The following is a 26,992-nucleotide window of genomic DNA, read 5'->3' as shown; positions in this document are numbered from 1 at the left end:
CTGAATAATTGGCGCCAGACAATCCGCCCGAACTTTGCATGGGCAAATCATGCAGGCCACCAACCCGCGGATAAATGCAGGTAACATGCGTCGCTTTGCAGCCACTCGGCCTGACCATGTCCGCGACTTCCCGCTTCCCGTTTATTCCCTATCTTTTCGCTTGCCTGCTCGGCCTGTTTGCCCTTGGCGGCTTCTGGTACGGCCTCGGCAAACCGGTGATCCTGCCGGACGCCGCAACCCCGACGCACAAGTTGCAATGTGCCTCCTATACGCCGTTCGACAAGGATCAATCGCCGTTCGACGTGCCGTTCAAGCTGCGCCCGGAGCGCATGGACGCCGACCTTGCCCTGCTGGCGACGCGCTTCGAGTGCATCCGCACCTACTCGATGACCGGCCTCGAAGCCCTGCCCGAGCTGGCGCGCAAGCACGGCTTGAAGTTGATGATCGGCGCCTGGGTCAACAGCAACCCGGTGGACACCGAGAAGGAGGTCGACCTGCTGATCGCCTCGGCCAACGCCAACCCGGACGTGGTCAGCGCGGTGATCGTCGGCAACGAAGCCTTGCTGCGCAAGGAAGTCACCGGCGCGCAACTGGCCAGACTGATCAATAAGGTCAAAAGCCAGGTCAAGCAACCGGTCACTTATGCCGATGTCTGGGAGTTCTGGCTCAAGCACCCGGAAGTCGCACCGGCAGTGGATTTCCTGACCATTCACCTGCTGCCGTACTGGGAAGACGATCCCTCGAACATCGACATCGCCCTGCAACATGTGGCGGATGTGCGTCAGGTGTTCGGCAACAAGTTCGCGCCCAAGGACGTGATGATCGGCGAAACCGGCTGGCCCAGCGAAGGCCGCCAGCGCGAGACCGCCCTGCCGAGCCGGGTCAACGAAGCCAAGTTCATTCGTGGTTTTGTCGCGATGGCCGAGAAGGAAGGCTGGCATTACAACCTGATCGAAGCGTTCGACCAACCATGGAAACGCGGCAGCGAGGGTGCGGTCGGTGGCTACTGGGGCCTGTTCGACGCAGATCGTCAGGACAAGGGCGTGCTCGCCGGGCCGGTGACCAACGTGCCGTACTGGAAAGAATGGCTGGGCGTCGGCGGGCTGATTTTCCTCGGTACGCTGCTGCTCGGTGGCCGGGTGCGCACCACGCAATCGGCATTGATCCTGCCGCTGCTGGGCGCGGTGGCCGCCTGTTCGATCGGCGCCTGGGGCGATCTGGCGCGGGTAACCACGCGGTTTGCCAGCGAATGGCTGTGGGTCGGCTTGCTGACCGTGTTGAATCTATGGGTGCTGGCGCATGCCGCACTGACCTTGAGCGCGCGCCAGGGTTGGCGTGAACGTGCGTTCAATCTGCTGGAGCGCCGCGCCGGATGGCTGGTGGCCGTGGCCGGTTTTGCTGCAGCGGTGATGATGCTGGAGATGGTGTTCGACGCACGTTATCGCAGCTTCGCCAGCATGGCGTTCATTCTGCCGGCGCTGGTGTACGTGTGCCGCCCGGTCAGCGTGCCGCGTCGGGAAATCGCCCTGCTGGCTTTCATCATCGGCGCCGGCATTGCGCCGCAGCTGTTCGAGGAAGGGTTGCAGAACCCGCAGGCCTGGGGCTGGGCGCTGGTCAGCGGGTTGATGGTGGCGGCGTTGTGGCGCTGCCTGCGGGTTCGCGGTCGTTGATTAAACAGCAAGATCAAAAGATAGCAGCCTCCGGCAGCTCCTACAGGGTGTCCCCCATGTAGGAGCTGCCGGAGGCTGCGATCTTTTTCTATCAGGCGCTTCGGGATTCTCTGACAAGGCGCAATCCGGCAATCACCACCGCAAACACCGCCAACGTGGTGTTGTACAACGCCAGCGCCGGCAGGCCGAACACCAGCGCCAGCACCGCCAGCCACCACCCTGCCCGCCCCGGCACCACAAAACCGAGCAGCGCCGCACCCAGCGCGGTCCAGCCCAATACCTTGAAGTGAATCATCAGCCCCAGGTTCGAGCGCACCGAGCACTCCCAACGGCTCGCTTCATCGACGCAGATGCCGACCCACTGCCCGTCCTCCATGAAGCCATAACGCGCGCCATAACTGGCGGCCAGCCATAACGGCAGCAGAACGAGCAACAGGATCACGGGCAAGCGGCGGGACATGAATCACTCCAATCTACGGAAATCGGCGGCCAGCTTAATCTGACTTGCACCGTTGGCAAGCACTAACAACTGTTAACTGGTCATCCGCGCCGTGCAAAGTGTATCGTCCGCCTACTATTACTCCGAATTCTGCCTGTTTGATGCCGTCGCATGGCACTTTGGCGCAAACCCGGTGGTCATAGCCTGCGAACTTCATTCGGCACCTTTCTCTAAGGGATCCAGTCATGCTCCGTTCCTTGCGCTTCGTCGCGCTGTTCTGCGGCCTTATTCTGAGTGCGTCCGCACTGGCGGTGGATATCGATGCCGCCAGTTATGGCTATCCCCTGACCAACCCGTTCGAGGCGACCATCGCCACGACGCCGCCGGACCTGCGCCCGGAATTGCCGTCCAACGACGATATCAACCAGTCCGACCACAGCATCACCCTGCGCCCGGAACGGGCCTTCATCCTCCCGGACAATTTCTGGGCGGTGAAGAAACTCACCTACCGCATCGCCGAGCAGGACAAACCCGCGCCGCTGATCTTCCTGATCGCCGGCACCGGCGCCCGCTTTGACAGCACGCTCAACGAATACCTGAAGAAGCTCTACTACAAGGCCGGCTACCACGTCGTGCAGTTGTCGTCGCCGACCAGCTTCGACTTCATCAGCGCCGCTTCACGCTTCGCCACGCCCGGTATCACCAAGGAAGACGCCGAAGACATGTACCGGGTGATGCAGGCCGTGCGCGCGCAACATCCAAAACTGCCGGTCACCGAGTACTACCTCAGCGGCTACAGCCTCGGTGCCCTGGATGCCGCGTTCGTCGCGCATCTGGACGAAACCCGGCGCAGCTTCAACTTCAAGAAAGTCCTGCTGCTCAACCCGCCGGTCAACCTCTACACCTCGATCACCAACCTCGACAAGCTGGTGCAGACCGAAGTGAAGGGCATCAACAACAGCACTACCTTCTATGAACTGGTGCTGAACAAGCTGACCCGCTACTTCCAGCAGAAGGGCTATATCGATCTCAATGATGCCCTGCTCTATGACTTCCAGCAGTCCAAGCAGCACCTGACCAACGAGCAGATGGCGATGCTGATCGGCACCTCGTTCCGCTTCTCGGCCGCCGACATTGCCTTTACGTCGGACCTGATCAACCGTCGTGGTCTGATCACCCCGCCGAAATTCCCGATCACCGAAGGCACCAGCCTCACGCCGTTCCTCAAGCGCGCGCTGCAATGCGACTTCGATTGCTACCTGACCGAACAGGTGATCCCGATGTGGCGCGCCCGTACCGACGGCGGCAGCCTGCTGCAACTGATCGACCAGGTCAGCCTGTACGCGCTCAAGGATTACCTGCACGACAGCCCGAAAATCGCCGTCATGCACAACGCCGATGACGTGATCCTCGGCCCTGGCGACCTGGGCTTCCTGCGCAAGACCTTCGGCGATCGCCTGACCGTTTATCCACTGGGCGGCCATTGCGGCAACCTTAACTACCGCGTCAACAGCGACGCCATGCTGGAGTTTTTCCGTGGCTAAATATCTCCTGCTGATTGCAGCGCTCCTCAGTGCAGGCGTGGCCCAGGCCGACAACAGCAAAGCCAACGCGCCGGTGGTGGTCGACAGCGACGGCTTCAAGGAGCCGCTGTCCAAACTCAAGTTCAACCCGGGACTGGACCAGCGTGAGTTCGAACGCTCGACGCTCAACGCGCTGAACGTCTATGACCCACTGGAGTCGTGGAACCGCCGCGTCTACCACTTCAACTACCGCTTCGACCAATGGGTGTTCCTGCCGGTGGTCGACGGTTATCGCTACGTGACGCCGAGCTTCCTGCGCACCGGGGTGAGCAACTTCTTCAACAACCTCGGCGACGTGCCGAACCTGGTCAACAGCCTGTTGCAGTTCAAGGGCAAGCGTTCAATGGAAACCACGGCGCGCCTGTTGCTCAACACCACCATCGGCATCGCCGGCCTGTGGGACCCGGCGACCGCCATGGGCCTGCCGCGCCAGAGCGAAGACTTCGGCCAGACCCTGGGCTTCTACGGCGTACCGGGCGGTGCGTACTTCGTGCTGCCGATCCTTGGCCCGTCGAACATTCGCGATACCGCAGGCCTGGCCGTGGACTACACCGCCGAATCGGCGATCAACTACCTGAACGTGTCAGAAGTCAGCTCCAACCATCCTGAGATCTGGGCCTTGCGCGCCGTCGACAAGCGCTACCAGACCAACTTCCGCTACGGTCAGATGAACTCGCCGTTCGAGTACGAGAAAGTGCGCTACGTGTACACCGAGTCGCGCAAGCTGCAGATTGCCGAGTAACGTCAGCGGCAACGAAAAAGGGCCATTCGATGCGAGTCGAATGGCCCTTTTTCATGGCAAACCAAATTCAGACTGCAGGAGTGAGCCTGCTCGCGATGAGGCCGTGTCAGTCACCTTTATGTGACTGATACACCGCCATCGCGAGCAGGCTCACTCCTACAAAGAAACCGTGTTCAGCCTTTGATCGCGTGCCAGATTTTGCCCACGACCGAAACCACCGCCAGCACCACCGCACCCGCGATAATCCCCGCCACGCCATTGAGCAACACCGGCACTGCAAAACCGGCGCTGCCAGCCGCTGCACCCACGCTTTCAATCCAGTGATGCAGCACAGGAATACCGTGGGTGAGGATGCCGCCGCCGACGAGGAACATCGCCGCCGTGCCGATCACCGACAGGCCTTTCATCATGTATGGCGCGGCGCGCAGGATCGCGTTGCCGATGCTTTTTGCCGTCGAACCGGGTTTCTGCGTCAGCCACAGACCCAGGTCGTCGAGTTTGACGATACCGGCCACCAGGCCGTAGACGCCGACGGTCATGACAATCGCGATGCCGGACATCACGATCACTTGCTGGGTCAGCGATGCGCCGGCCACAGCGCCGAGGGTGATGGCGATGATTTCTGCCGAAAGGATGAAGTCGGTGCGGATCGCGCCTTTGATCTTGTCCTTCTCGAAGGCCACCAGATCGGTGGTCGGCTCGGCCACCGCCGCGCTCAGTTGCGCGTGGTCGGCGTCATCTTCGGCCTTGCTGTGCAGGAACTTGTGCGCGAGTTTCTCGAAACCTTCGAAGCACAGGTAAGCACCGCCGACCATCAGCAACGGCGTTACCAGCCACGGTACGAACGCGCTGATCGCCAGCGCCGATGGCACCAGAATCAGCTTGTTGACGAACGAGCCCTTGGCCACCGCCCAGACCACAGGAATTTCCCGCTCGGCGCGCACCCCGGAGACCTGCTGGGCATTGAGCGCCAGATCGTCGCCGAGCACCCCGGCGGTCTTCTTCGCGGCCATTTTGCTCATCAACGCCACGTCATCCAGAACGGTGGCAATATCGTCGATCAGCACCAGCAAACTGCTTCCTGCCATGAATCATGTTTCCTTATGTGAATAATGCCGCGCAGCATACCGCGACTGCAGGCCACACGGGGCATTCTTGAGCCATGCGCGAGGCCGGTGCTACCATGCGCAACCGCCAGAACAGGCAAGGAACCACCGGGTTTATGAGCACAATCCGCGAGCGCAACAAAGAACTGATCCTGCGTGCCGCCAGTGAGGAGTTTGCCGACAAGGGCTTCGCTGCGACCAAAACCAGCGACATCGCCGCCAAGGCGGGATTGCCCAAGCCCAACGTCTACTACTACTTCAAGTCCAAGGAAAACCTCTACCGCGAGGTTCTGGAAAGCATCATCGTGCCGATCCTGCAGGCCTCGACCCCGTTCAACCCGGACGGCGTGCCGAGCGAAGTGCTCAGCGGCTACATCCGCTCGAAAATCCGCATCTCCCGTGACCTGCCCTTCGCCTCCAAGGTGTTCGCCAGCGAAATCATGCACGGCGCCCCACACCTGAGCGCCGACCTGGTCGAGCAGCTCAACAGCCAGGCCAAGCACAACATCGACTGCATCCAGAGCTGGATCGACCGCGGTCAGATCGCCCCGGTCGACCCCAATCACCTGATGTTCAGCATCTGGGCCGCGACCCAGACCTACGCCGACTTCGACTGGCAGATTTCGGCGATCACCGGCAAGGACAAGCTGGACGAGGCGGATTATGAAGCCGCGGCGCAGACGATTATCCGGTTGGTGTTGAAAGGGTGTGAGCCCGACTGATAGACCCCGGTGACGCCATCGCGAGCAGGCTCACTCCTACATTTGGAATGCATTCCCCTGTAGGAGTGAGCCTGCTCGCGATCGAGGCAACACGGTTACAGTTCAAACCCAAATCGCATCCCAAAGCGGATAATCGCCAAGCTTCTCCACAAGTCCAGCACGCAATGGGTTGGCCACAACATACCGTGCCACCTTCACCAAATCTTCCTCCCGTCGCAATGCCCGGTCGTGAAACCCTCTCTGCCAGAGGCCAGTACTTCTGGCGGTAGCCTGATTTACTGCTTTGGTACTCAATGACTTGGTCTTTTGCATCAGTTCGCTCAACGAACCTTTCTGCAATTCAATTAACCAATGAAAATGATCCGGCATGACCACCCACGCCAGTGAGTTCGCCAAGCCGAGATCCTGTGCCCGTCGAAATTGTTGAACAACCAATCTGTCCAAAGCGAAATCGGCAAAGATCGGTTCACGATCAAGTGTGTTGGTTGTCAGTAGATAGATTCGATTGGCTTCAGCATAGCGCCCGGCTCGCAATCGATGAGCTCCAGGTAGATTCGGCATTCCTTTGCCTCCCATGTTCAGTTCAGGAGAAGGCTAGTTCTGTCGATTCAGTAGAACGGGGTTAACTGTTGGCTGGATGTGTCTGGGAGAGAGCTATCGCGAGCAGGCTCACTCCTACTGGGGGTTTGTGGTGTTCAGACATTTTGTGTCCAACCACGACCCCTTGTAGGAGTGAGCCTGCTCGCGATGACGGTTAATCCGTCACCGAAAACTCAATCGGCCCCTGCTGTCGAGGACACAGGCAAAGCCGATAATCGTTTGACTTCAAGCCTCCTCACCCATCAACCAGCGCAGAGCCTGCGGGAACGAAGTCGGCCAGTCGTCAGGGAAAAAGTGCCCACCCTCGTGAGTGCGTGACTTGACCTCGTTGCCTTCGCTGAACAGTTTGCGGAAATCGGCGCTCATCTGCTGATTGCCCGGCCCTTCTTTCTCGCCATTGATGACAAACACCCGCTTGCCGCGCGCCTTGCTTTCGGTTGGCGTCGGTTGCTGGCCGCCGGGCGACAGCAACAGCGCGCCTGCGTAATCGTCCGGGTGCTGCGCCAGCAAGGCGCCGGCATGTTGCGACCCTTGGGAGAAGCCCATCAGAAAAACGCGCTTACGGTCGATGCATTGCTGGGCTTCCAGGGCTTTGAGCGCCTTTTGCACCGTCTGATGGGTGCCTTCGAAGCCTGGGCCGATCCAGCGGAAGCTATGGACTGAGTTGATCATTTCAGTGCCGTTGATCCCCAGAATGATTGCCCCGGTGTCGGCCAGCGGCTGATAGCTCTCATCCAGCTCGCCATTGATGCCATAACCGTGCAGCCAGACCACGACCGGGCGACAGGCTTTGGGGGCCGGAATGTTCGCCGACGGGTTGAGCACCGAAATCGCGCCGACCTTGCCCGGGGCAATTTTCTTGTAGCGTTTCTGAGCATTGGCCAACACGGTTTTGTAGGTGTCGGACTCGTGCAGATCGGCGAAGTCTTCGTCACTCGCCATCATTGGGCCGAACCACAAACCGCGATCATCGGCCACGCGCAGAAAGCGCTCGGCCAGTTTGTCATCGCCACGGCGAGCGAACAGTGCCGCAACCTGATAAGGCGCCTGCAACTGATTCGGGTCTTCCCGAGTGGCCGCCAGATATACCGCAATAGCCTGCAACGTATCGCTCGATTCGAGCTTCTCGCCACGGTCCATCAGTTCTTGTACATCGTCCGCGTTGATTAATGCAGAAACCACCGGGCTCAGTGCCTGGAACGCGATTTCTTCGGCGTCGGGTGTTTCTGTCGCATGCAGGAGGGGGGTGCAGAGGGTCATGGCCGAAGCCAGGGTGATGGCGAATAGCGTCTTCACGCAGATCTTCCTTGATACATAAACGAGAGGGGCGGCAGTCTATAGATACCGCTCCTCTTCGTCATCATTACGCCATCAGTTGTGCGGATCTGTTTCCTGTCAGGCCGCCACCCCCGCATCCGCCCGCAACGCCAGCGCCTCCACCGCCCTGATCGCCACCTGCTCATCAATATCCGACAGATCGCCGCTGATGCCGATCGCGCCCAGCACGTTGCCCGCCTGATCGCGGATCAATACGCCGCCCGGGGCCGGGACGACGCTGCCCTGGCCCATGCTGTTGAGCGCGGCGATGAAGGCCGGGCGTTGTTGGGCATCCAGCGCCAGCAGGCGTGAGCCCTTGCCCAGGGCGATGGCGCCCCAGGCTTTGCCGATGGCGATGTTCGGGCGCAGCAGGCTGGCGCCGTCTTCGCGTTGCAGGGTGATCAGGTGGCCGCCGGTATCGAGTACCGCGATGGTCAGCGGCGCGGCGTTGATACCGCGCCCGGCGCTGATGGCTTCGTTGACCAGGTTGACTGCGACTTTCAAGGTTAAAGCGCTCATGGTGCCGTCCTCATTTTGTTATTGGGAAAGTCGTGAAGCTGCGCGTTTGTGCCGCAGCTCAATGCCACAAATAGAACACAATGAGTTATTTTTTTGTATACAATAATTCTCGAAAAGCGCCCCATGCGACGAAAAGCCACAGCAATAGCTGGCTTCCGACGAATGAAACAGGCGCTTGAGAAAATGGATTGACCTGCGCCGTCCGCCGTGAATACACTCTGCGCAAAGCCACTTGTATACAATTACAAAACGTAAAGAGGCACAAAACCATGAGCAAAATGAGAGCAATCGAAGCCGCCGTTCTGGTGATGCGCCGTGAAGGGGTTGATACCGCTTTTGGCATTCCGGGTGCTGCGATCAACCCGCTGTACTCCGCACTGAAAAAAGTCGGTGGCATCGATCACGTCCTCGCTCGCCACGTCGAAGGCGCGTCGCACATGGCCGAGGGTTACACCCGCACCAAGGCCGGCAACATCGGCGTGTGCATCGGTACGTCCGGCCCGGCCGGTACCGACATGGTCACCGGGCTCTACAGCGCCTCGGCCGACTCGATTCCGATCCTCTGCATCACCGGCCAGGCACCCCGCGCCCGTATGCACAAGGAAGACTTCCAGGCGGTCGACATCACCAGCATCGTCAAGCCCGTCACCAAGTGGGCGACCACGGTTCTGGAGCCGGGCCAGGTGCCTTACGCGTTCCAGAAAGCCTTCTATGAAATGCGCTCCGGCCGTCCAGGCCCGGTGCTGATCGACCTGCCGTTCGACGTGCAGATGGCCGAAATCGAATTCGACATCGACGCCTACCAGCCACTGCCACTGGCCAAACCAACCGCGACCCGCGTTCAGGTCGAGAAGGCACTGGCACTGCTCGATCAAGCAGAGCGCCCATTGCTGGTAGCCGGTGGCGGGATCATCAACGCCGACGCCAGCGATCTGCTGGTGGAGTTCGCCGAGCTGACCGGTATCCCGGTCATCCCGACCCTGATGGGCTGGGGCACCATCCCGGATGATCACCCGCTGATGGTCGGCATGGTCGGCCTGCAGACTTCGCACCGCTATGGCAACGCCACGATGCTGAAATCCGACGTGGTACTGGGTATCGGTAACCGTTGGGCCAACCGTCACACCGGTTCGGTCGACGTCTACACCGAAGGCCGCAAGTTCATTCACGTCGATATCGAAGGCACGCAGATCGGCCGCGTCTTCACCCCGGACCTGGGCATCGTCTCCGACGCCGCCGCCGCGCTGACCGTGTTCCTCGAAGTCGCCCGTGAATGGCAAGCGGCCGGCAAGCTGAAAAACCGCAGCGCCTGGCTGCAGGATTGCCAGCAGCGCAAGGCCAGCCTGCAGCGCAAGACCCACTTCGACAACGTGCCGGTCAAGCCGCAGCGCGTTTACGAAGAAATGAACCAGGTGTTCGGCAAGGACACCTGCTACGTCAGCACCATTGGTCTGTCGCAGATTGCCGGCGCGCAGTTTCTGCACGTCTACAAGCCGCGTCACTGGATCAACTGCGGCCAGGCCGGCCCGTTGGGCTGGACCATTCCGGCGGCGCTGGGCGTGGTCAAGGCCGATCCGAACCGTAAAGTCGTGGCCCTGTCGGGGGACTATGACTTCCAGTTCATGATCGAGGAGCTGGCGGTCGGCGCTCAGTTCAAACTGCCTTACATCCACGTCGTGGTGAACAACTCGTACCTGGGGCTGATTCGTCAGGCCCAGCGCGGGTTCGAAATGGACTACTGCGTGCAGCTGTCCTTCGATAACCTGAACGCGCCGGAACTCAACGGTTACGGTGTCGACCACGTGGCAGTCGCCGAAGGCCTGGGCTGTAAGGCGCTGCGTGTGTTCGAACCGTCGGAAATCGCCCCTGCCCTGCGCAAGGCCGAAGAGCTGATCGAGGAGTTCAAGGTACCGGTGATCGTCGAAATCATCCTGGAGCGTGTGACCAACATCTCCATGGGGACCGAGATCAACGCCGTCAACGAATTCGAAGACCTGGCGCTGGTCGGCAACGACGCGCCAACGGCGATTTCGCTGCTCGACTGATCCGCCAGATTTGATGGCCGCGGTTAGCCTTCTGTAGGAGCTGCCGCAGGCTGCGATCTTTTGATCTTTGTTGCTAAGGATCAAGATCAAAAGATCGCAGCCTGCGGCAGCTCCTACACAGAGCCATCATCACTCATTCGCAACAGGAGACCACCATGCCGCGTTTCGCAGCCAACCTGTCCATGCTGTTCACCGAACAGGATTTCCTTGCCCGTTTCGACGCCGCCGCCAAGGCTGGTTTCAGCGGCGTCGAGTACCTGTTCCCGTACGACTTCAGCTCCGCGGAGATCAAGGCCAGACTCGACGCCAATGGTCTGACTCAAGTGCTGTTCAACCTGCCGGCCGGCGACTGGGCCAAGGGCGAGCGCGGTATCGCGTGTCTGCCGGATCGGGTCGAAGAGTTCCGCGCCGGTGTCGACCTGGCGATTGCCTACGCGCAAGTGTTGGGCAACACCCAGGTCAACTGCCTGGCCGGTATCCGTCCGCAAGGCGTGGACGATGCCACCGTGGAAAAGACCTTCGTCGCCAACCTCAAGTACGCGGCCGACAAGCTGCAGGCGGCGGGGATCAAACTGGTGATGGAAGCGATCAACACCCGCGACATCCCCGGCTTCTACCTGAACAACACGGCGCAGGCCCTGTCGATTCGCGAGCAGGTCGGCAGCGCCAACCTGTTCCTGCAATATGACATCTACCACATGCAAATCATGGAAGGCGATCTGGCCCGCACCCTGCAATCGCACCTGGGCGAGATCAACCACGTGCAGCTCGCGGACAACCCGGGGCGCAACGAACCCGGCACCGGCGAGATCAACTACCGCTTCCTGTTCGAACACCTGGATCGCATCGGTTATCAGGGTTGGGTTGGCTGTGAATACAAGCCGCTGACCACGACCGAAGCGGGCCTCGGCTGGCTGAAAACCCATAACGCAATCTGAGATCGAACCCGGCCCCTTGTGGCGAGGGGGCTTGCCCCCGTTCGGCTGCGAAGCAGTCGTAAAAGCCACTGACCGTGAAAACATTTAGGGCCGCTTCGCGACCCAACGGGGGCAAGCCCCCTCGCCACAAAAAAGCCCATCGGTTCCAAACCGGGGGCAAGACAAAAACAAGAGGATTTTCTCATGGCTAAAATCGGATTTATCGGCACCGGCATCATGGGCCACCCAATGGCTTCGAACCTGCAGAAAGCCGGTCACAGCCTGTTCCTGTCGGCGCACCACGATGCCGCTCCGGCCGACCTGGTGGCCGCTGGCGCCGTCGCCCTGGCCAACCCGCGTGAAGTCGCGCAGGAAGCAGAGTTCATCATCGTCATGGTTCCGGACACTCCGCAGGTCGATGACGTGCTGTTCCGCGCCGACGGCGTTGCCGCCGGCATCGGCAAAGGCAAAGTGGTGATCGACATGAGTTCGATCTCGCCGACCGCCACCAAAGCCTTCGCCAAGAAGATCAACGAGAAAGGCGCGCAGTACCTCGACGCGCCAGTGTCCGGCGGTGAAGTCGGCGCCAAGGCTGCGACCCTGAGCATCATGGTCGGTGGCGATGCCGATGCCTTCGAACGCGCGCTGCCGCTGTTCCAGGCCATGGGCAAGAACATCACCCTGGTCGGTGGCAACGGCGACGGTCAGACCGCCAAGGTCGCCAACCAGATCATCGTCGCGCTGAACATTCAGGCCGTCGCTGAAGCCCTGCTGTTCGCCTCGAAAAACGGCGCAGATCCAGCAAAAGTGCGTGAAGCGCTGATGGGCGGTTTCGCCTCTTCGAAAATCCTCGAAGTACACGGCGAGCGCATGATCAAGGGCACCTTCGATCCGGGCTTCCGCATCAGCCTGCACCAGAAGGACCTGAACCTGGCCCTGCAAGGCGCCAAAGAGCTGAACATCAATCTGCCGAACACCGCCAACGCCCAGCAAGTCTTCAGCACCTGCGCGGCCATCGGTGGCAGCAACTGGGACCACTCGGCGCTGATCAAGGGCCTGGAACACATGGCCAACTTCTCGATTCGCGATAAGAAGTAAGCCGCTGCCCCACCCTGCAGTAAACCTGTGGGAGTGAAGTTGTGGTGAGGAGGCTTGCCCCCGTTGGGCTGCGAAGCGGCCCCAAAACCTGTGGTTTATCAAAGGTCTTGTGAGTGCGGCGCACTCAAACGGGGGCCAGCCCCCTCGCCACAGGGCTCACTCCTTCCGAGTTGCCCTTTCGAATAACAAGAATTCCGGGAGCCCGCCATGTCGGTCGATCCGCAACAACTGCTGCGCGAGCTGTTTGCCACAGCCATCGACGCGGCCCATCCGAACCAGGTCCTCGAAGCCCATCTGCCTGCCGATCGCACTGGCCGAGTCATCGTCATCGGCGCCGGCAAAGCCGCCGCCGCCATGGCGCAAGTGGTCGAGCGCTGCTGGCAGGGTGACGTCTCTGGCCTGGTGGTGACCCGTTACGGTCACGGCGCCCCGTGCGAAAAAATCGAAGTGGTCGAAGCCGCGCACCCGGTGCCGGACGCCGCCGGCCTGGCCGTGGCCAAACGCGTGCTGGAACTGGTCAGCAACCTGACCGAAGACGACCGCGTGATCTTCCTGTTGTCCGGCGGCGGCTCTGCCCTGCTCGCCCTGCCGGCCGAAGGCATCACCCTCGCCGACAAGCAGTCGATCAACAAAGCCCTGCTCAAATCCGGCGCAACCATCGGCGAGATGAACTGCGTGCGCAAGCACCTCTCGGCGATCAAGGGCGGCCGCCTTGGCAAGGCCTGCTGGCCTGCCACTGTGTATACCTACGCGATTTCCGATGTCCCGGGCGACCTCGCCACAGTCATCGCGTCCGGCCCGACCGTGGCCGACCCGAGCACTTCGGCCGAAGCGCTGGCGATCCTCAAACGCTACGGTATTGAAGTCCCGGCCTCGGTACGCAACTGGCTGCAAAGCCCTGAGTCGGAAACGGTCAAACCGGGTGATCCGAGCCTCGCCCGCAGTCATTTCCAGTTGATCGCCCGCCCACAGCAATCGCTGGACGCGGCTGCAGTGAAATGCCGTCAGGCCGGTTTCAGCACGCTGATCCTTGGCGACCTGGAAGGTGAATCCCGCGAAGTGGCGAAGGTCCACGCCGGCATCGCCCGCCAGATCATCAACCATGGCCAGCCACTCGCTGCACCGTGCGTGATTCTCTCCGGCGGCGAAACCACTGTGACCGTGCGCGGCAATGGCCGCGGCGGACGCAACGCCGAGTTCCTCCTGAGCCTGACCGACAGCCTCAAGGGCCAGCCCGGCGTCTATGCGCTGGCCGGCGACACCGACGGCATCGACGGCTCCGAAGACAACGCCGGCGCGATCATGACCCCGGACAGCTACGCCCGCGCCGCCGCCCTCGGTTTGAGCGCCAGCGATGAGCTGGATAACAACAACGGTTACGGCTACTTCGAGGCGCTCGACGCGCTGATCGTCACCGAGCCGACCCGCACCAACGTCAACGACTTCCGCGCCATTCTGATCCTTGAGAACTGCAAATCATGACGCCTGATAAAAAGGTCAAAATCCTCGCCACCCTCGGGCCTGCTGTCGATGGCATCGAAGACATCCGTGAACTGGTCGAGGCCGGGGTCAACATCTTCCGCCTCAACTTCAGCCACGGCGATCATGCCGACCACGCCAAGCGCTATCAGTGGATCCGCGAAGTCGAGCGCCAGCTCAACTATCCACTGGGTATTCTGATGGACTTGCAAGGGCCGAAACTGCGTGTCGGCAAGTTCGCCGACGGCAAGGTGCAACTGCATCGCGGTCAGGCGTTCCGTCTGGATCTGGACGCGACACCGGGCGATGAACGCCGAGTGAACCTGCCGCATCCGGAGATCATTGCCGCGCTGGAAGCGGGCATGGATCTGCTGCTGGATGACGGCAAGCTGCGCCTGCGTGTGGTGACCAAATACAACGACGCGATCGACACCACCGTGCTCAATGGCGGCGAATTGTCAGACCGCAAAGGCGTGAACGTGCCGCAAGCGGTGCTCGATCTCAGCCCGCTGACCGCCAAGGATCGCCGTGACCTGAGCTTCGGTCTGGAGCTGGGTGTGGACTGGGTGGCGCTGTCGTTCGTGCAGCGTCCGCAAGACATCCTCGAAGCCCGCGCACTGATCGGCGACAAGGCCTTTCTGATGGCGAAAATCGAGAAGCCGTCGGCGGTTGAACAACTGCGCGAAATCGCCGAGCTGAGCGATGCGATCATGGTGGCTCGCGGTGATCTCGGCGTGGAAGTGCCGGCGGAAAGCGTGCCGCAGATTCAGAAAAACATCATCAGCACCTGCCGCGAACTCGGCAAACCGGTGGTGGTGGCGACGCAGATGCTCGAGTCGATGCGCTTCTCCCCGGCACCGACCCGTGCTGAGGTCACCGACGTGGCCAACGCCGTGGCCGAAGGCGCCGATGCGGTGATGCTCTCGGCGGAAACCGCGTCCGGCGAATACCCGCTCGAAGCGGTGCAGATGATGAGCAAGATCATCCGCCAGGTGGAAAACGGTCCGGACTATCAGACCCAGCTCGACGTCAGTCGACCGAAAGCCGAAGCCACCGTTTCCGATGCGATCAGTTGCGCGATCCGCCGCATCAGCAACGTGCTGCCGGTGGCGGTGCTGGTCAACTACAGCGAGTCCGGTGCATCAACCCTGCGTGCGGCGCGGGAACGGCCGAAAGCGCCAATCCTCAACCTGACGCCGAACCTGCAGACGGCGCGGCGTTTGAGCGTGGCGTGGGGGATTCACTCGGTGGTCAACGATCGCCTGCGTCAGGTCGATGAGGTCTGTTCAACGGCGCTGGAAATCGCCCAGGCGCAAGGCATGGCCGAACGTGGCGATACCTTGCTGATCACCGCCGGCGTGCCGTTCGGGCAACCGGGTTCGACTAACTCGCTGCGGATCGAGACGTTGATTTAAAGATTGCGATAGAACCTGTGGCGAGGGAGCTTGCTCCCGCTTCGGCTGCGCAGCAGTCGGCGCTTTTAGGGCATGACGGTTTTCATAGAAAAACCGCATTCGCCCGGATTAGGGCCGCTTCGCGACCCAGCGGGAGCAAGCTCCCTCGCCACAGGGATTCATATAACAAAGAGATTGTTTTTGCTGGCCTCTTCGCGAGCAGGCTCGCTCCCACGATTGATTTGTGTGCACCACAAACTCAATGACTGAACAAAGATTCAGTGTCGGAGCCAGCTTGCTGGCGATCAGCCGGAGTCGCGCTCGACCAATCCGGTTTCACTGACTTTCAGAACTGCCATGCCTGCCAATCATTTCAACACCCACTGCCCCGACTGGGCCGAGGCTTTGCTCAACGGTTTCAGTCAGATATTCCTCCAGCGCCATCCGCTGTGCGGCCTGCTGTGTCTGCTGGCGATCCTGCTCACTGCGCCCGTGCTGTTTGCCGGCGCACTGCTCGGTGCCGTCGCCGGACTGCTCACCGCGCAACGGCGCAACTACGCCAAGGCTGATCGCCAGGCCGGGTTGTTCAGCTACAACGGCGTGCTGCTCGGTTTGGTGCTGAGCCTGTATTTTCCCTGGTCGCCGATGCTGCCGCCGCTGATTCTGGCCGCGGGCGGCCTGAGCGCGATGGTCACTCAGCAATGGCTCAAACATGTCTACCGCAGTCGATCCATACCGGCCTACACCTCACCGTTCGTGGCCATCAGCTGGATCCTGCTGCTGTTCGCCGAACCGTCCGCGCCGACGGTTCATATCCAGATGAGCACGCTGAACCTGCTCGCCGCTGAACTGCGTGGGTTGGGCCAGGTGATGTTTCTCGGTCATCCACTGGCCGGCGCATTGATTGCCTGCGGCTTGCTGATCGCTGATCGCCGGGCGTTCTGCTGGGCGCTGCTGGCGTCGGCGATCGGCCTCGCATCCAGTGTGCTGCATCACGAAACCAGCACCGCGCTGCTGGGGCTGGGCAGTTACAACGCGGTGCTCGCCGCCCTCGCCTTCAGTGCGCAACGTCAACAGCCGTGGCTGCCGCTGCTGGGCATCGTCCTCGCGCTACTGGTCACGCCGCTGTTCGCCGCCATTGGCCTGGCGACGCTGACGGCGCCGTTCATCCTCGCTGGCTGGCTGATTCGCGGCGGCATCCAGATGCTCGACAAAACGGCCGTCGACAGCACGCCTTGCGCACAGGGGGAGAATCAACCTAGGCTGCGCTGATCTTCAATTCAGGCGTTATCCATGGACAGCAGCAACGGTTGGCGTGAACGGCTTTACGTCATGATTTTCCAGAGCGACACCCTCGCCGGGCGGCGCTTCGACGGCACCTTGCTGTTGATCATCCTCGCCAGCCTGGTGGTGGTGATGCTCGACAGCATCGACAGCATTCATCAGAACTACGCTGATGTGCTGGCGTACATCGAATGGGGCTTCACCGTGATCTTTCTCGGTGAATACATCCTGCGCCTGTACTGCTCGCCCAAACCGTTGCGCTACGCCTTCAGTTTCTACGGGCTGGTGGATCTGCTGGCGATCGTGCCCGGGATTCTCGCGCTGTACTACAGCGATGCGCAGTACCTGCTGATCATCCGGATCATTCGGATGCTGCGGATCTTCCGGGTGCTCAAGCTCAGCCCTTACCTCAAGCAAGCCAACTATTTGATGTCGGCGCTGCGTGGCAGCAAACAGAAGATCGTGGTGTTTCTGGTCAGCGTCTGCACCCTGGTGACGGTGTTCGGCACCCTGATGTACGTGATCGAAGGCCCGGAACACGGCTTCACCAGCATCCCCAAGGGCATCTATTGGGCTATCGTGACCCTGACCACCGTCGGCTTCGGCGACATCGTGCCGAAGACCCCGCTGGGCCAGGTGATTTCCTCGCTGGTGATGATCACCGGTTACTCGATCATCGCCGTGCCCACCGGGATCTTCACCGCGGAACTGGCCAACGCCATGCGCGGTGAACAACTGCAGCACGACTGCCCGGTGTGCAAGAAAAACAGCCACGAACATGGGGCGGCGTTCTGCTCCCGTTGCGGCAATGCGCTGTTCAAGAAATTGGAATAAGCACAGAGCTTTTTAATCTTTAAGCGACTATGCCAGCCCCGTTATAGTCAGTGGCAATTGAACATCACCCCCTGTAGGAGCTGCCGCAGGCTGCGATCTTTTGATGTTGTTTTTATAAGCTCAAGATCAAAAGATCGCAGCCTGCGGCAGCTCCTACACATACATAGACAACAAGGAATGCGCAGTGAAAAAACTCTTTGGCGCCTCACTTCTCGCCGCCGGTCTTGCCTTTGGCAGCGTGGCTCAAGCCGCACCGACCCTGCTCAACGTCTCCTATGACGTGATGCGCGATTTCTACAAGGACTACAACACTGCGTTCCAGAAGCACTGGCAGGCCGAGCACAACGAAAACATCACCGTACAGATGTCCTTCGGCGGTTCGAGCAAGCAGGCGCGTTCGGTGATCGATGGCCTGCCGGCTGATGTCATTACCATGAACATGGCGACCGACATCAACGCCCTCGCCGACAACGGCAAACTGATCCCGGACAACTGGGTCACCCGCCTGCCGAACAACAGCGCGCCGTTCACTTCGGCCACCGTGTTCATTGTCCGTAAAGGCAACCCGAAAGCCCTGAAAGACTGGCCGGATCTGCTCAAGGACGGCGTGCAGGTGATCGTGCCGAACCCGAAAACCTCGGGCAACGGCCGCTACACCTATCTGTCGGCCTGGGGCTATGTGCTGAAGAACGGCGGTGACGAGAACAAGGCCAAGGACTTCGTCGGCAAGCTGTTCAAACAAGCGCCGGTGCTCGACACCGGTGGCCGCGCCGCCACCACCACGTTCATGACCAACCAGATCGGCGACGTGCTGGTGACCTTCGAGAACGAAGCGGAAATGATCGCTCGCGAGTTTGGTCGCGATCAGTTCGAAGTGATCTACCCAAGCGTCTCCGCCGAAGCCGAACCACCGGTGACGGTGGTCGACAAAGTGGTCGACAAGAAAGGCACTCGCGCTGCGGCCGATGAATACCTGAAGTACCTGTGGTCGCCGGAAGGCCAGGAAATTGCTGCGGCGAACTACCTGCGTCCGCGTGATCCAGCGGTATTGGCGAAATACACTGATCGCTTCCCGAAAGTCGATTTCCTCTCGGTCGAGAAGACCTTCGGTGACTGGCGCTCGGTGCAGAAGACCCACTTCAATGATGGCGGGATTTTTGATCAGATCTATACCGGCCAGTAAGGCTTAGGCAGTCACGCAAAGGCGACCCTGCAGGAGCTGCCGAAGGTTCGGGCCGCGTTCGGCAGCTCCTACAGGGGCCATGCGGTGGCAGTTACATCGGCGGGGTGACGCCATCCTTGCCGGCGGAAATCGATTGCGCCGTCAACGTGCCGTCCGCCCCCTGCGTCACAAAGGTGACAATCTTCACCCCGACCTTGAGCAAACTGCGATCCCCCGGCGTCAGGTTGACGATCGGCACATCCTCCGGCACCAGAATCTTCTGCTGCCCGCCCTTGTAGTTGACGGTCAGCACCCGGCCGTTGCTCACCACCAGATCACCGACGCTGCCATTGGTCATGCTGCTGCCCTTGGCCAGGTCGAATGGCCGATGGCCGTCGCCGCTGCCGGCCAGTTCCGGCGGGAATACGTGCACTTCCAGCGCCTTGAGCGTGCCATCCTCCTGGGGCATGGCGGCCGAACCGATGTAGCTACCGGGTTTGATGTCCTCGATATTCGCCAGCGTGACGGCACGCACCTTGGTGTCCGCCGTCAACTGGATCACGACGTTCTCGCCGCTGTTGACGTGCACTTTCAACGAGCCGGCGCTGACCCCGGTGATCTCGCCGCGCACGCCGAGCCGCATTCCGGGAGCATCGGCCGCTTGCACCGCGCCGGCGCCAAGCAGACCGATCAGAGCAATCGTGGGGGTGTGACGCAACAGCTGACGCAACATGGCAATCCTCCGGTGATAAACAGTGAGAGCGCTGCGGTAAACATAAGCATGCTATCGAAGAAGATGTAAGCGAATGTATCATCGAAGCTCCCCGGCCGGACGCAAGGTTCGCCGATGGACGACCCCCTGCTGCAAGCCAATCATTGCGCAACGGAATAACTGATATCGATACAAGGCTTCTACCGCCGCGTCGGTGCGTCCCTTAGCCTCACCGCATTCCCTTTCGCCGGATCGAAAACCTTATGAACGCCACAACTCACGCAATGACCCGAGGCATGGTGCTGCTATTCGCCTTCTGCTGCGGTGCCATCGTCGCCAACATCTACTACGCGCAGCCGATCATCGGCCTGATCGCTCCGGACATCGGCCTCTCCGACACCATGGCCAGCTTCATCGTCTCGCTGACGCAGATCGGTTATGCGCTGGGCCTGTTCTTCCTGGTGCCGCTGGGCGACCTGCTGGAAAACCGTCGGTTGATGATCATCACCACCGTGGTGGCGATTGCCAGCCTGCTCGGTGCGGCGTTCACCAGTCAGCCGAATGTGTTCCTGCTGATTTCATTGCTGGTGGGCTTCAGTTCGGTGTCGGTGCAGATCCTGATTCCCCTCGCCGCGCATCTGGCGCCGGAAGAATCCCGTGGCCGGGTGGTCGGCGGGATCATGGGTGGCCTGCTGCTGGGTATCCTGCTGGCGCGGCCGGCGTCGAGCGTCGTGGCTGACCATTTCGGCTGGCGCGCGATGTTCGTGATTGCCGCAGTGTTGATGGCGGCGATCAGCGTGGTGCTGGCGTTGACCGTGCCCAAGCGTCAACCGGATCACAGCGCCTCTTATGGCCAGTTGATCGGCTCGCTGTGGACGCTGCTGCGCCAGCAGCCGGTGCTGCGTCAGCGGGCGTTTTATCAGGGCTGCATGTTCGCCACCTTCAGCCTGTTCTGGACGGCGGTGCCGCTGGAACTGGCGCGCAACCATGGCCTGTCGCAAAGCGAGATCGCGATCTTCGCCCTGGTCGGCGCCATCGGTGCGATCGCCGCCCCGATCAGTGGACGTCTGGCTGACGCCGGTCACACCCGCATCGCCTCGCTGCTGGCGATGCTGTTCGCCAGCCTGAGCTTCCTGCCGGCCTTCATCCACCCGGCCTACAGCGTGATCGGTCTGGCCGTGACTGGCGTGGTGCTGGATTTCTGCGTACAGATGAACATGGTCCTCGGCCAGCGCGCCGTCTACTCGCTGGACGCGAAAAGCCGCGGTCGCCTGAATGCGCTGTACATGACCAGCATCTTCATCGGCGGCGCCTTCGGCTCGTCGGTCGCCAGTGCGGTGTATGAGCATGGCGGCTGGTTGTGGATCGTGATAGTCGGCAGCGCGTTCCCGTTGCTGGCGCTGTTGCGGTTTTTGAGTGCGTCGCAAGGGCGGGCGTTGGCAACCGCTTGAGTCATCGCAAGCATCGCGGATAAACCCGCGATGCTTGCACATGAATGCCGTTCAATAGCGAACCAGTTTCTCCATCGCCGCATCCGCCAGAAAGGAGGAGCGGCTTTTCACATTGTGCTCACGCACATATCGATCAATGCGCTGAATCACGTCGCCTGGCAACGTCACGTTGACCTTCTCTGTTTTGCCCATGTGCAGAAAGACGTTCGGTTGTTTTGCAGCATGTGAGTGATGGCATCGTCCTCGACGCGGATTACACTCACCGCTCGAATCTGATGCGCTGATCAACGCTGTCCGCCAGACCTTCCAAGGAGTTGCCAATGACCCGACGTACCTTCCTCATCACCGGCGCCAGCAAGGGCATCGGCCGGGCGCTGGCCGAACATCTGGACCGGACCGGGCATCGGGTGGTGGGGATTGCCCGGCAGCCTGACCTGAGTTTTCCGGGGATTCTGTTTCCGCTGGACCTGAGTGATCGCGAGCTGACCCGTCAGGTGCTGGCGGATCTGGCGCACACTTATGAGTTCGACGGGCTGGTGAACAACGTCGGGCTGGTTCGCCCGCAGACGTTGGGTGATATCGATCTGGATGCATTCGATGACGTGATGCGCCTGAATCTGCATTCGGCGTTGCAGGCCACGCAGGCCCTGTTGCCGGGCATGCGTACGCGGGGCTGGGGTCGAGTAGTGAACATCTCCAGCCTGACCGTGCTGGGCATCACCCAACGCACAGCGTATGCAGCGGCGAAAGCAGCGCTGGTCAGCTTCACCCGATCGTGGGCGCTGGAACTGGCGCAAACCGGGATCACGGTGAATGCCGTGGCCCCGGGGCCGACCGAGACTGAACTGTTCCGCGCCAACAATCCGCCGGGCAGCGAGGGCGAAGCGCGGTATCTGGCCGGGGTGCCGATGGGGCGTCTGGGACAGCCGGAGGAGATTGCTTCGGCGATTGCGTTTCTGTTGTCCGAGCAGAGCGGGTTCATCACCGGGCAGACGTTGTTTGTCGATGGCGGCGCATCCGTGGGCAAAGCCGCGTTCTGAGCAACAGCCCAAATCCCCCGTGGGAGCGAGCTTGCTCGCGAATGCGGTATATCAGCTAAATCCATGTGTCTGAAAGACCGCTTTCGCGAGCAATCCCGCTCCCACAAGGGGGTTACGACAATCCCCAGACTTGCACAGGAAAACGTTCTGGCTGGTTGAGTCAGTCCGGGCGCTAAGCACCTATCGTGCGATTCTCTGAAAACTCTCGTTTTGTGAACAGCAGACAAAAAAACGGCGATCCGAAGATCGCCGTTTTCATTACTGCCCGAACTGCTTGCCCAGCCCCGGTGGCACGCCGTGGATGTCGGTGTCTTCCCATGGGCCGTTGGGGCTGACGGAGCGAGTCCAGCCGTTGTTCCAGCGGAAGTAGGTGCGCTGGCGGTAGAAGGTGTTGGGCTGGTCGTCGAGGACGTAGACCCCGAGTTTCTGGTCCCAGTGGCTGTTGCCGCCCGGTGGCGGGGCGAAGCTGGCCGAGGTGCGTGGCACCGGTTTGGACGGTTTGGCCGGGATGCTTTTGCCCGGGGTCGGCGAGGTCGACGGGGTCGGGCTCGGTTGCGACGGCGGGATCGGTGGCAGGTTGGTGGTGGGTTCCGGTCGGTGCACCGCACATGCACTCATGCCCAGGGCCAATGTGATGACGGTGATGCGGGCGAGGCTGTGCATGGCGGTGCTTTCCTGTGGGTCCCGGGTTATTTGTCCGGGCTGTCGATGGTCAGTGTTTGTAGCGCGGTGGTGCTGCTGGCCAGCGGGCCGCTGCGACCGACCCACTCCCCGGCGGTCGGCTGACCGGCACGAGAGATACGCGCTACCAGTTGGACTTCAGGAAAGTTCGACAGTTTCAACTGCGGCATCATGGCGTCGGCATCGCCCAATTCGACGGTCACCGGCAGATCCGCCACGGTCAGCCGCTTGGCCGCCAACGGTGCCGGTGGGCCGGAAACGGCACGGGCGAAGATAAACACGCTGTCGCCCGGCTGCACCTTGCCCTTGAGCTCACGGGCCAGGTCTACGCGCACCTTGAGCAGTGCCGCGACCTTGGCGGCGGGCGCCTCGGCGACCTTGCCGCCACTGGCCTTCAGGCGCTCGGCGGCGCGCTCGATCCCGCCTTGCAGCGCGGCACGGGAGTTGTCGTCGGCCGGCAGTTGCGCCAGCAGGCGGTTCCAGTAATCGATGGCTTGCTGATAACGCTCGCCTTCAAACGCGGCGATACCAAGCAGGCCGAGGCTGGTGACTTCCTTGGGATCGGCTTTCAGCGCTTCGTCGGTCAGGGCCTGAATCTTGTCCGACCATTTCTTGCCGTCGGCAAAGTACTGCGCCTGTGCCCACTGGCCTAACAGCTCCGGCTGCCGACCCGCGAGGTTGGCCGCACGCTCGAACATCCTCGCCGCGTCCGCCGGACGATCCTGGGCCATGTAGGTGCGACCGAGGAAGTACAGGCCTTCCGCCGAATCCGGCTGCGCGGCAACGGCACGCTCCAGACGTTGGGTCATCTCTTCCATCGACTGCGGCGCCTGGGCGAATTCGCGGGTCAGTTCAACCTTGTCGGCGGCGCCGAAATGCAGGTACAGACCCAGGCCCAACACCGGCACCAGCACCGCTGCCAACAGCGGCAAAGGCTTGCCCAGTTTCGACACGCGCGGCGCGGCAACGCCTTCGGTGTCGGCGAGCAGTTCACGTGCCGCTTCGGCACGACCGCTGTCCATTTGCGCGGCATCGAGTACACCTTCGGCCTGCTGCGATTGCAACTCGGCCACGCGCTCCTGATACAGCGCGACGTTCAGGGCAGTACGATCCTCTTCCCGCTGAGCGCGACGGCCGCGTAAAACCGGGATCAGCAGAAAACTCAGGGCGACCAGAAGCAACAGCCCTGCGGCAAGCCAGAAATCAATCATTCTTGGTTTTTATCCAACAGTTGGTCGAGGCGCTGACGTTCTTCGATGGACAGCGATTGCGGGGTCTCGGCGCGCTGGCCACGACGGCGGCGCACGATCAGCACGATCACCACCAGCCCCCCGAGCAGCAGCCCGGCCGGGCCGAACCACAGCAGTGCGGTCTTGGCGTTGAGCGCCGGTTTGTAGCGGACGAAATCACCGTAGCGATCGACCATGAAGTCGATGATCTGCTGATTGTCCTTGCCCTCGCCGAGCATGCGGAAAATCTCTTTGCGCAGGTCGGCGGCAATCGGTGCGTTGGAATCCGCGATGTCCTGGTTCTGGCACTTGGGACAGCGCAGTTCCTTGGTCAACTCACGGAAACGCTCACGATCCCCTTCCTTGGCGAACTCGTAGGTGTCGATCGCGGCGTGAGCCACGCCGACCAGACTCAGGCCCAATACCACGGCAGCGAGAAAACGCTTCATGGCTTGGCCTCATCGACCAGCGCCTGATACTTGGCCGCAAGTTTTTCGCGCCAGACCTGCTCGTCAATCACACCGACGTACTTGTCGCGAATGATGCCCTTGGCGTCGATGAAGAAGGTTTCCGGCGCGCCGTAGACGCCGAGGTTGAGGCCCAGCGAGCCTTCGTCGTCACGGATATCCAGCACGTACGGGTTGTGGAATTCGGCCAGCCACTTCAAGGCATCGGCGTTGGTGTCCTTGTAGTTGATGCCGTAGATCACCACGCCACGCTCGGCCAGTTTGTTCAGTACCGGGTGCTCGACCCGGCAGGAAATGCACCAGGTACCCCAGACGTTGACCAGCGCCGGTTTGCCGAGAATGTCAGCCTTGGTCAGGGTCTTGTCGCCCTGCACGTTCGGCAGAGTGAACTCCGGGAAGGGCTTGTTGATCATCGCCGACGGCAGCTCCGCCGGATCGAGGTACAGACCGCGATAAAGAAATACCGCCAGCAGCAGGAAAATCGCCAATGGCACCAGCATCAACCAACGTCTCATGCAGCCGCTCCTTGCAGGCCGAGGGCTTCACGCACCTTGGCTTTGACCTTGACTCGATAACGCCGATCCAGCGCCGCCAGCAAACCACCCAGACCGGTGAGCAGGCCACCGAACCAGATCCAGCGCACGAACGGTTTGACGTGAACCCGCACCGCCCAGGCACCGTTTTCCAGCGGCTCGCCCAGCGCGACATACAGGTCGCGGGTGAAACCAGCGTCGATCCCGGCTTCGGTCATCATCGAACTCTGCACGGTGTACAGGCGTTTTTCCGGGTGCAGCACGCTGACTTCCTTGCCGTCGCGGATCACCCGGACGGTGCCCTTGTCGGACGTGAAGTTCGGCCCTTCGAAGTGTTTGGCACCTTCGAAGATGAAGTGATAACCGGCCAGGTCCATCGACTCGCCCGGCGCCAGGCGCAGGTCGCGCTCGGCACTGTTCTGACTCGACAGCACCACGCCGAGAGCGCACACGGCGATGCCCAGGTGAGCGATCTGCATGCCCCAGTAGCTGCGGGTCAGGGTTGGCAGGCCCTTGATCAGGCCTTTGTGGCGAGTCTTGTCGAAAATGTCGCGCACACCGGCCAGCAACACCCACGCGGCGAGCAGGAACGTCGCAATCACCGCCCAGTTGAAATCGCCGTAGGCGACGCCGGCCACCACGGCCAATGCGACGCTGCCCAGCAACACCGGGGTCAGCATGTTCGCCAGCCATTTCACCGGGGTGTCTTTCCAGCGCACGATCACGCCGACCGCCATCACCAGCATCAGCAACGCCATCAACGGGATGAACAGCGCATTGAAGTACGGCGGGCCGACCGACAGCTTGGCGCCGCTCAGCGCATCGAGAATCAGCGGGTACAGGGTGCCGAGCAGAATCATCGACGCCGCGACCACCAACACCAGGTTATTGCCCAGCAGCAGGGTTTCCCGCGACCACAGGTTGAAGCCGACCTGGCTCTTGACCACCGGCGCGCGCAACGCGAACAGGGTCAGCGAACCACCGACCACGAACAGCAGGAAAATCAGGATGAACACCCCGCGCTCAGGGTCCGAGGCAAACGCGTGCACCGAGGTCAGCACGCCGGAACGTACCAGGAAGGTCCCCAGCAGACTGAGGGAGAACGCGGCAATCGCCAGCAACACAGTCCAGCTCTTGAACACGCCACGTTTTTCCGTGACCGCCAGCGAGTGGATCAGCGCAGTGCCGACCAGCCATGGCATGAACGAGGCGTTCTCCACCGGGTCCCAGAACCACCAGCCGCCCCAGCCGAGTTCGTAGTAAGCCCACCACGAACCGAGGGTGATGCCGATGCCGAGGAAGGCCCAGGCAACAATCGTCCACGGCCGCGACCAGCGTGCCCACGCGGCGTCGAGACGCCCACCGAGCAAGGCGGCGATGGCGAAAGCGAACGCCACGGAGAAACCGACATACCCCATGTACAGCATCGGCGGATGCACGATCAGGCCGATGTCTTGCAGCAGCGGGTTGAGGTCACGACCATCCGCCGGGATCTGCGGCAGGATCCGTGAAAACGGGTTGGAGGTGAGGATCAGGAACAACAGGAAACCGGTGCTGATCATGCCCATCACCGCCAGCACGCGAGCGAGCATGACTTGCGGCAATTGCCGGGAGAACACCGACACGGCGAAAGTCCAGCCACCGAGGATCAACGCCCACAGCAGCAGCGACCCTTCGTGGGCGCCCCACACCGCGCTGAACTTGTAGTACCACGGCAGTGCGCTGTTGGAGTTCATCGCCACGTAGCCGACCGAGAAATCATCGGTCATGAAGGCGTAGGTCAGGCAACCGAAGGCAAACAGCAAGAACGCGAACTGGCCCCACGCTGCCGGCTGGGCCAGGCCCATCCACATACGATCGCCGCGCCACGCGCCGAACAACGGCACCACGGCCTGCACCAGCGCAAAACACAGCGCCAGAATCATCGCCAGATGGCCGAGCTCGGGAATAAACAGTGCGGACGTCATC

Annotated in this window: 25 protein-coding genes and 1 pseudogene; 14 read left to right on the top strand and 12 right to left on the bottom strand. The window is 61.3% G+C overall.

Going from position 1 to position 26,992, the window contains the following annotated elements:
* The first annotated feature begins 74 nt into the window (after nucleotides 1-74).
* Nucleotides 75-1,670, top strand: a complete 1,596-nt coding sequence (locus tag KKQ10_RS16455) for a glycoside hydrolase family 17 protein (RefSeq protein ID WP_215501689.1) — start codon at nucleotides 75-77, stop codon at nucleotides 1,668-1,670.
* 91 nt (nucleotides 1,671-1,761) lie between these two features.
* Here KKQ10_RS16455 and KKQ10_RS16450 read toward each other — a convergent pair whose 3' ends face one another.
* On the bottom strand, nucleotides 1,762-2,130 hold the full coding sequence (locus tag KKQ10_RS16450; RefSeq protein WP_215501688.1) for a hypothetical protein: 369 nt from the start codon (nucleotides 2,128-2,130) through the stop codon (nucleotides 1,762-1,764).
* A 224-nt stretch (nucleotides 2,131-2,354) separates the two neighbouring features.
* Here KKQ10_RS16450 and mlaY point away from each other — a divergent pair, with 224 nt between their 5' ends.
* Both mlaY and KKQ10_RS16440 read left to right on the top strand, forming a co-directional pair.
* Complete coding sequence (gene mlaY, locus KKQ10_RS16445) at nucleotides 2,355-3,653, top strand: lipid asymmetry maintenance lipase MlaY (protein WP_215501687.1); 1,299 nt, start codon at nucleotides 2,355-2,357, stop codon at nucleotides 3,651-3,653.
* Nucleotides 3,646-4,434, top strand: coding sequence for an MlaA family lipoprotein (locus KKQ10_RS16440; protein ID WP_007969640.1), 789 nt, complete (start codon nucleotides 3,646-3,648; stop codon nucleotides 4,432-4,434). The genes mlaY and KKQ10_RS16440 overlap by 8 nt, the downstream gene beginning before the upstream one ends.
* A gap of 173 nt (nucleotides 4,435-4,607) precedes the next feature.
* On the opposite strand, the gene KKQ10_RS16435 is transcribed toward KKQ10_RS16440, so the two are convergent.
* Nucleotides 4,608-5,522, bottom strand: coding sequence for a DUF808 domain-containing protein (locus KKQ10_RS16435; RefSeq protein WP_215501686.1), 915 nt, complete (start codon nucleotides 5,520-5,522; stop codon nucleotides 4,608-4,610).
* Nucleotides 5,523-5,656: 134 nt separating this feature from the next.
* Between KKQ10_RS16435 and KKQ10_RS16430 the strand changes: the two genes are divergently transcribed.
* Nucleotides 5,657-6,262: a TetR/AcrR family transcriptional regulator gene (locus KKQ10_RS16430; protein WP_127651570.1), complete on the top strand. Its 606-nt coding sequence runs from the start codon at nucleotides 5,657-5,659 to the stop codon at nucleotides 6,260-6,262.
* Between the two features lie 102 nt (nucleotides 6,263-6,364).
* Here the strand turns inward: KKQ10_RS16430 and KKQ10_RS16425 are convergent, their stop codons facing one another.
* From KKQ10_RS16425 to KKQ10_RS16415, 3 genes are all read right to left on the bottom strand, one after another.
* Nucleotides 6,365-6,823 carry an REP-associated tyrosine transposase gene (locus KKQ10_RS16425; protein ID WP_215501685.1) on the bottom strand — a complete coding sequence of 153 codons (459 nt, stop codon included), beginning with the start codon at nucleotides 6,821-6,823 and terminating at the stop codon, nucleotides 6,365-6,367.
* A gap of 264 nt (nucleotides 6,824-7,087) precedes the next feature.
* Nucleotides 7,088-8,158, bottom strand: a complete 1,071-nt coding sequence (locus tag KKQ10_RS16420; protein WP_127651572.1) for an alpha/beta hydrolase — start codon at nucleotides 8,156-8,158, stop codon at nucleotides 7,088-7,090.
* Between the two features lie 99 nt (nucleotides 8,159-8,257).
* Nucleotides 8,258-8,698 carry a GlcG/HbpS family heme-binding protein gene (locus KKQ10_RS16415; protein ID WP_127651573.1) on the bottom strand — a complete coding sequence of 147 codons (441 nt, stop codon included), beginning with the start codon at nucleotides 8,696-8,698 and terminating at the stop codon, nucleotides 8,258-8,260.
* Nucleotides 8,699-8,967: 269 nt separating this feature from the next.
* Between KKQ10_RS16415 and gcl the strand changes: the two genes are divergently transcribed.
* The 8 genes from gcl to KKQ10_RS16375 all read left to right on the top strand — a co-directional run bounded on the left by gcl (nucleotide 8,968) and on the right by KKQ10_RS16375 (nucleotide 18,932).
* A complete protein-coding gene (gene gcl, locus KKQ10_RS16410; RefSeq protein WP_215501684.1) occupies nucleotides 8,968-10,743 on the top strand; it encodes a glyoxylate carboligase in 1,776 nt (591 codons plus the stop codon).
* Between the two features lie 155 nt (nucleotides 10,744-10,898).
* Nucleotides 10,899-11,681: a hydroxypyruvate isomerase gene (gene hyi / locus KKQ10_RS16405; RefSeq protein ID WP_095050211.1), complete on the top strand. Its 783-nt coding sequence runs from the start codon at nucleotides 10,899-10,901 to the stop codon at nucleotides 11,679-11,681.
* A gap of 183 nt (nucleotides 11,682-11,864) precedes the next feature.
* Nucleotides 11,865-12,758: a 2-hydroxy-3-oxopropionate reductase gene (locus KKQ10_RS16400; RefSeq protein WP_003222962.1), complete on the top strand. Its 894-nt coding sequence runs from the start codon at nucleotides 11,865-11,867 to the stop codon at nucleotides 12,756-12,758.
* 207 nt (nucleotides 12,759-12,965) lie between these two features.
* The gene (locus tag KKQ10_RS16395; protein WP_127651577.1) at nucleotides 12,966-14,240 is read left to right on the top strand and encodes a glycerate kinase type-2 family protein; all 1,275 of its coding nucleotides are present in this window, start codon (nucleotides 12,966-12,968) and stop codon (nucleotides 14,238-14,240) included.
* Complete coding sequence (gene pyk / locus KKQ10_RS16390; protein ID WP_215501683.1) at nucleotides 14,237-15,652, top strand: pyruvate kinase; 1,416 nt, start codon at nucleotides 14,237-14,239, stop codon at nucleotides 15,650-15,652. The genes KKQ10_RS16395 and pyk overlap by 4 nt, the downstream gene beginning before the upstream one ends.
* 336 nt (nucleotides 15,653-15,988) lie before the next feature.
* A complete protein-coding gene (locus KKQ10_RS16385; protein ID WP_127651579.1) occupies nucleotides 15,989-16,903 on the top strand; it encodes an urea transporter in 915 nt (304 codons plus the stop codon).
* A 21-nt stretch (nucleotides 16,904-16,924) separates the two neighbouring features.
* On the top strand, nucleotides 16,925-17,749 hold the full coding sequence (locus tag KKQ10_RS16380; protein ID WP_127651580.1) for an ion transporter: 825 nt from the start codon (nucleotides 16,925-16,927) through the stop codon (nucleotides 17,747-17,749).
* Nucleotides 17,750-17,933: 184 nt separating this feature from the next.
* Nucleotides 17,934-18,932, top strand: coding sequence for a sulfate ABC transporter substrate-binding protein (locus KKQ10_RS16375; RefSeq protein ID WP_215501682.1), 999 nt, complete (start codon nucleotides 17,934-17,936; stop codon nucleotides 18,930-18,932).
* A 91-nt stretch (nucleotides 18,933-19,023) separates the two neighbouring features.
* On the opposite strand, the gene KKQ10_RS16370 is transcribed toward KKQ10_RS16375, so the two are convergent.
* Nucleotides 19,024-19,644 carry a DUF5666 domain-containing protein gene (locus tag KKQ10_RS16370; protein ID WP_127651582.1) on the bottom strand — a complete coding sequence of 207 codons (621 nt, stop codon included), beginning with the start codon at nucleotides 19,642-19,644 and terminating at the stop codon, nucleotides 19,024-19,026.
* Nucleotides 19,645-19,886: 242 nt separating this feature from the next.
* On the opposite strand from KKQ10_RS16370, the gene KKQ10_RS16365 reads away from it, so the two are divergent.
* Nucleotides 19,887-21,074 carry an MFS transporter gene (locus tag KKQ10_RS16365; protein ID WP_215501681.1) on the top strand — a complete coding sequence of 396 codons (1,188 nt, stop codon included), beginning with the start codon at nucleotides 19,887-19,889 and terminating at the stop codon, nucleotides 21,072-21,074.
* Between the two features lie 51 nt (nucleotides 21,075-21,125).
* On the opposite strand, the pseudogene KKQ10_RS16360 reads toward KKQ10_RS16365, so the two are convergent.
* Nucleotides 21,126-21,269, bottom strand: a pseudogene (locus tag KKQ10_RS16360) (type II toxin-antitoxin system HicB family antitoxin); the annotation flags it as partial.
* 125 nt (nucleotides 21,270-21,394) lie between these two features.
* Between KKQ10_RS16360 and KKQ10_RS16355 the strand changes: the two are divergent.
* Complete coding sequence (locus KKQ10_RS16355; protein ID WP_215501680.1) at nucleotides 21,395-22,114, top strand: SDR family oxidoreductase; 720 nt, start codon at nucleotides 21,395-21,397, stop codon at nucleotides 22,112-22,114.
* A gap of 258 nt (nucleotides 22,115-22,372) precedes the next feature.
* Here the strand turns inward: KKQ10_RS16355 and KKQ10_RS16350 are convergent, their stop codons facing one another.
* Genes KKQ10_RS16350 through KKQ10_RS16330 form a run of 5 tightly spaced genes read right to left on the bottom strand, consistent with a single transcriptional unit; the run spans nucleotide 22,373 to nucleotide 26,991 of the window.
* Nucleotides 22,373-22,777: a hypothetical protein gene (locus KKQ10_RS16350; protein ID WP_215501679.1), complete on the bottom strand. Its 405-nt coding sequence runs from the start codon at nucleotides 22,775-22,777 to the stop codon at nucleotides 22,373-22,375.
* A gap of 26 nt (nucleotides 22,778-22,803) precedes the next feature.
* Complete coding sequence (gene ccmI, locus KKQ10_RS16345) at nucleotides 22,804-24,006, bottom strand: c-type cytochrome biogenesis protein CcmI (RefSeq protein WP_127651586.1); 1,203 nt, start codon at nucleotides 24,004-24,006, stop codon at nucleotides 22,804-22,806.
* Nucleotides 24,003-24,473, bottom strand: a complete 471-nt coding sequence (locus KKQ10_RS16340) for a cytochrome c-type biogenesis protein (RefSeq protein WP_127651587.1) — start codon at nucleotides 24,471-24,473, stop codon at nucleotides 24,003-24,005. The genes ccmI and KKQ10_RS16340 overlap by 4 nt, the downstream gene beginning before the upstream one ends.
* A complete protein-coding gene (locus KKQ10_RS16335; RefSeq protein WP_127651588.1) occupies nucleotides 24,470-25,006 on the bottom strand; it encodes a DsbE family thiol:disulfide interchange protein in 537 nt (178 codons plus the stop codon). Before KKQ10_RS16335 ends, KKQ10_RS16340 begins: the two co-directional genes overlap by 4 nt.
* On the bottom strand, nucleotides 25,003-26,991 hold the full coding sequence (locus tag KKQ10_RS16330; RefSeq protein ID WP_127651589.1) for a heme lyase CcmF/NrfE family subunit: 1,989 nt from the start codon (nucleotides 26,989-26,991) through the stop codon (nucleotides 25,003-25,005). Before KKQ10_RS16330 ends, KKQ10_RS16335 begins: the two co-directional genes overlap by 4 nt.
* Nucleotide 26,992: the final 1 nt, after the last annotated feature.

It is taken from the genome of Pseudomonas sp. MG-9 (assembly GCF_018729515.1).
GTDB lineage: Bacteria > Pseudomonadota > Gammaproteobacteria > Pseudomonadales > Pseudomonadaceae > Aquipseudomonas > Aquipseudomonas serboccidentalis.
Note: the sequence above shows the minus strand (reverse complement) of the source record. Positions and strands in the feature narration are given on the sequence as shown.

What these genes read in the sequence shown, in the direction of transcription:
- KKQ10_RS16455 (WP_215501689.1), top strand. Translation starts at nt 75, where the DNA reads ATGCAGGTAACATGCGTCGCTTTGCAGCCACTCGGCCTGACCATGTCC.
- KKQ10_RS16450 (WP_215501688.1), bottom strand. Translation starts at nt 2,130, where the DNA reads ATGTCCCGCCGCTTGCCCGTGATCCTGTTGCTCGTTCTGCTGCCGTTA.
- mlaY (WP_215501687.1), top strand. Translation starts at nt 2,355, where the DNA reads ATGCTCCGTTCCTTGCGCTTCGTCGCGCTGTTCTGCGGCCTTATTCTG.
- KKQ10_RS16435 (WP_215501686.1), bottom strand. Translation starts at nt 5,522, where the DNA reads ATGGCAGGAAGCAGTTTGCTGGTGCTGATCGACGATATTGCCACCGTT.
- KKQ10_RS16430 (WP_127651570.1), top strand. Translation starts at nt 5,657, where the DNA reads ATGAGCACAATCCGCGAGCGCAACAAAGAACTGATCCTGCGTGCCGCC.
- KKQ10_RS16425 (WP_215501685.1), bottom strand. Translation starts at nt 6,823, where the DNA reads ATGCCGAATCTACCTGGAGCTCATCGATTGCGAGCCGGGCGCTATGCT.
- KKQ10_RS16415 (WP_127651573.1), bottom strand. Translation starts at nt 8,698, where the DNA reads ATGAGCGCTTTAACCTTGAAAGTCGCAGTCAACCTGGTCAACGAAGCC.
- gcl (WP_215501684.1), top strand. Translation starts at nt 8,968, where the DNA reads ATGAGCAAAATGAGAGCAATCGAAGCCGCCGTTCTGGTGATGCGCCGT.
- hyi (WP_095050211.1), top strand. Translation starts at nt 10,899, where the DNA reads ATGCCGCGTTTCGCAGCCAACCTGTCCATGCTGTTCACCGAACAGGAT.
- KKQ10_RS16400 (WP_003222962.1), top strand. Translation starts at nt 11,865, where the DNA reads ATGGCTAAAATCGGATTTATCGGCACCGGCATCATGGGCCACCCAATG.
- KKQ10_RS16395 (WP_127651577.1), top strand. Translation starts at nt 12,966, where the DNA reads ATGTCGGTCGATCCGCAACAACTGCTGCGCGAGCTGTTTGCCACAGCC.
- pyk (WP_215501683.1), top strand. Translation starts at nt 14,237, where the DNA reads ATGACGCCTGATAAAAAGGTCAAAATCCTCGCCACCCTCGGGCCTGCT.
- KKQ10_RS16385 (WP_127651579.1), top strand. Translation starts at nt 15,989, where the DNA reads ATGCCTGCCAATCATTTCAACACCCACTGCCCCGACTGGGCCGAGGCT.
- KKQ10_RS16380 (WP_127651580.1), top strand. Translation starts at nt 16,925, where the DNA reads ATGGACAGCAGCAACGGTTGGCGTGAACGGCTTTACGTCATGATTTTC.
- KKQ10_RS16370 (WP_127651582.1), bottom strand. Translation starts at nt 19,644, where the DNA reads ATGTTGCGTCAGCTGTTGCGTCACACCCCCACGATTGCTCTGATCGGT.
- KKQ10_RS16365 (WP_215501681.1), top strand. Translation starts at nt 19,887, where the DNA reads ATGAACGCCACAACTCACGCAATGACCCGAGGCATGGTGCTGCTATTC.
- KKQ10_RS16355 (WP_215501680.1), top strand. Translation starts at nt 21,395, where the DNA reads ATGACCCGACGTACCTTCCTCATCACCGGCGCCAGCAAGGGCATCGGC.
- KKQ10_RS16350 (WP_215501679.1), bottom strand. Translation starts at nt 22,777, where the DNA reads ATGCACAGCCTCGCCCGCATCACCGTCATCACATTGGCCCTGGGCATG.
- ccmI (WP_127651586.1), bottom strand. Translation starts at nt 24,006, where the DNA reads ATGATTGATTTCTGGCTTGCCGCAGGGCTGTTGCTTCTGGTCGCCCTG.
- KKQ10_RS16340 (WP_127651587.1), bottom strand. Translation starts at nt 24,473, where the DNA reads ATGAAGCGTTTTCTCGCTGCCGTGGTATTGGGCCTGAGTCTGGTCGGC.
- KKQ10_RS16335 (WP_127651588.1), bottom strand. Translation starts at nt 25,006, where the DNA reads ATGAGACGTTGGTTGATGCTGGTGCCATTGGCGATTTTCCTGCTGCTG.
- KKQ10_RS16330 (WP_127651589.1), bottom strand. Translation starts at nt 26,991, where the DNA reads ATGACGTCCGCACTGTTTATTCCCGAGCTCGGCCATCTGGCGATGATT.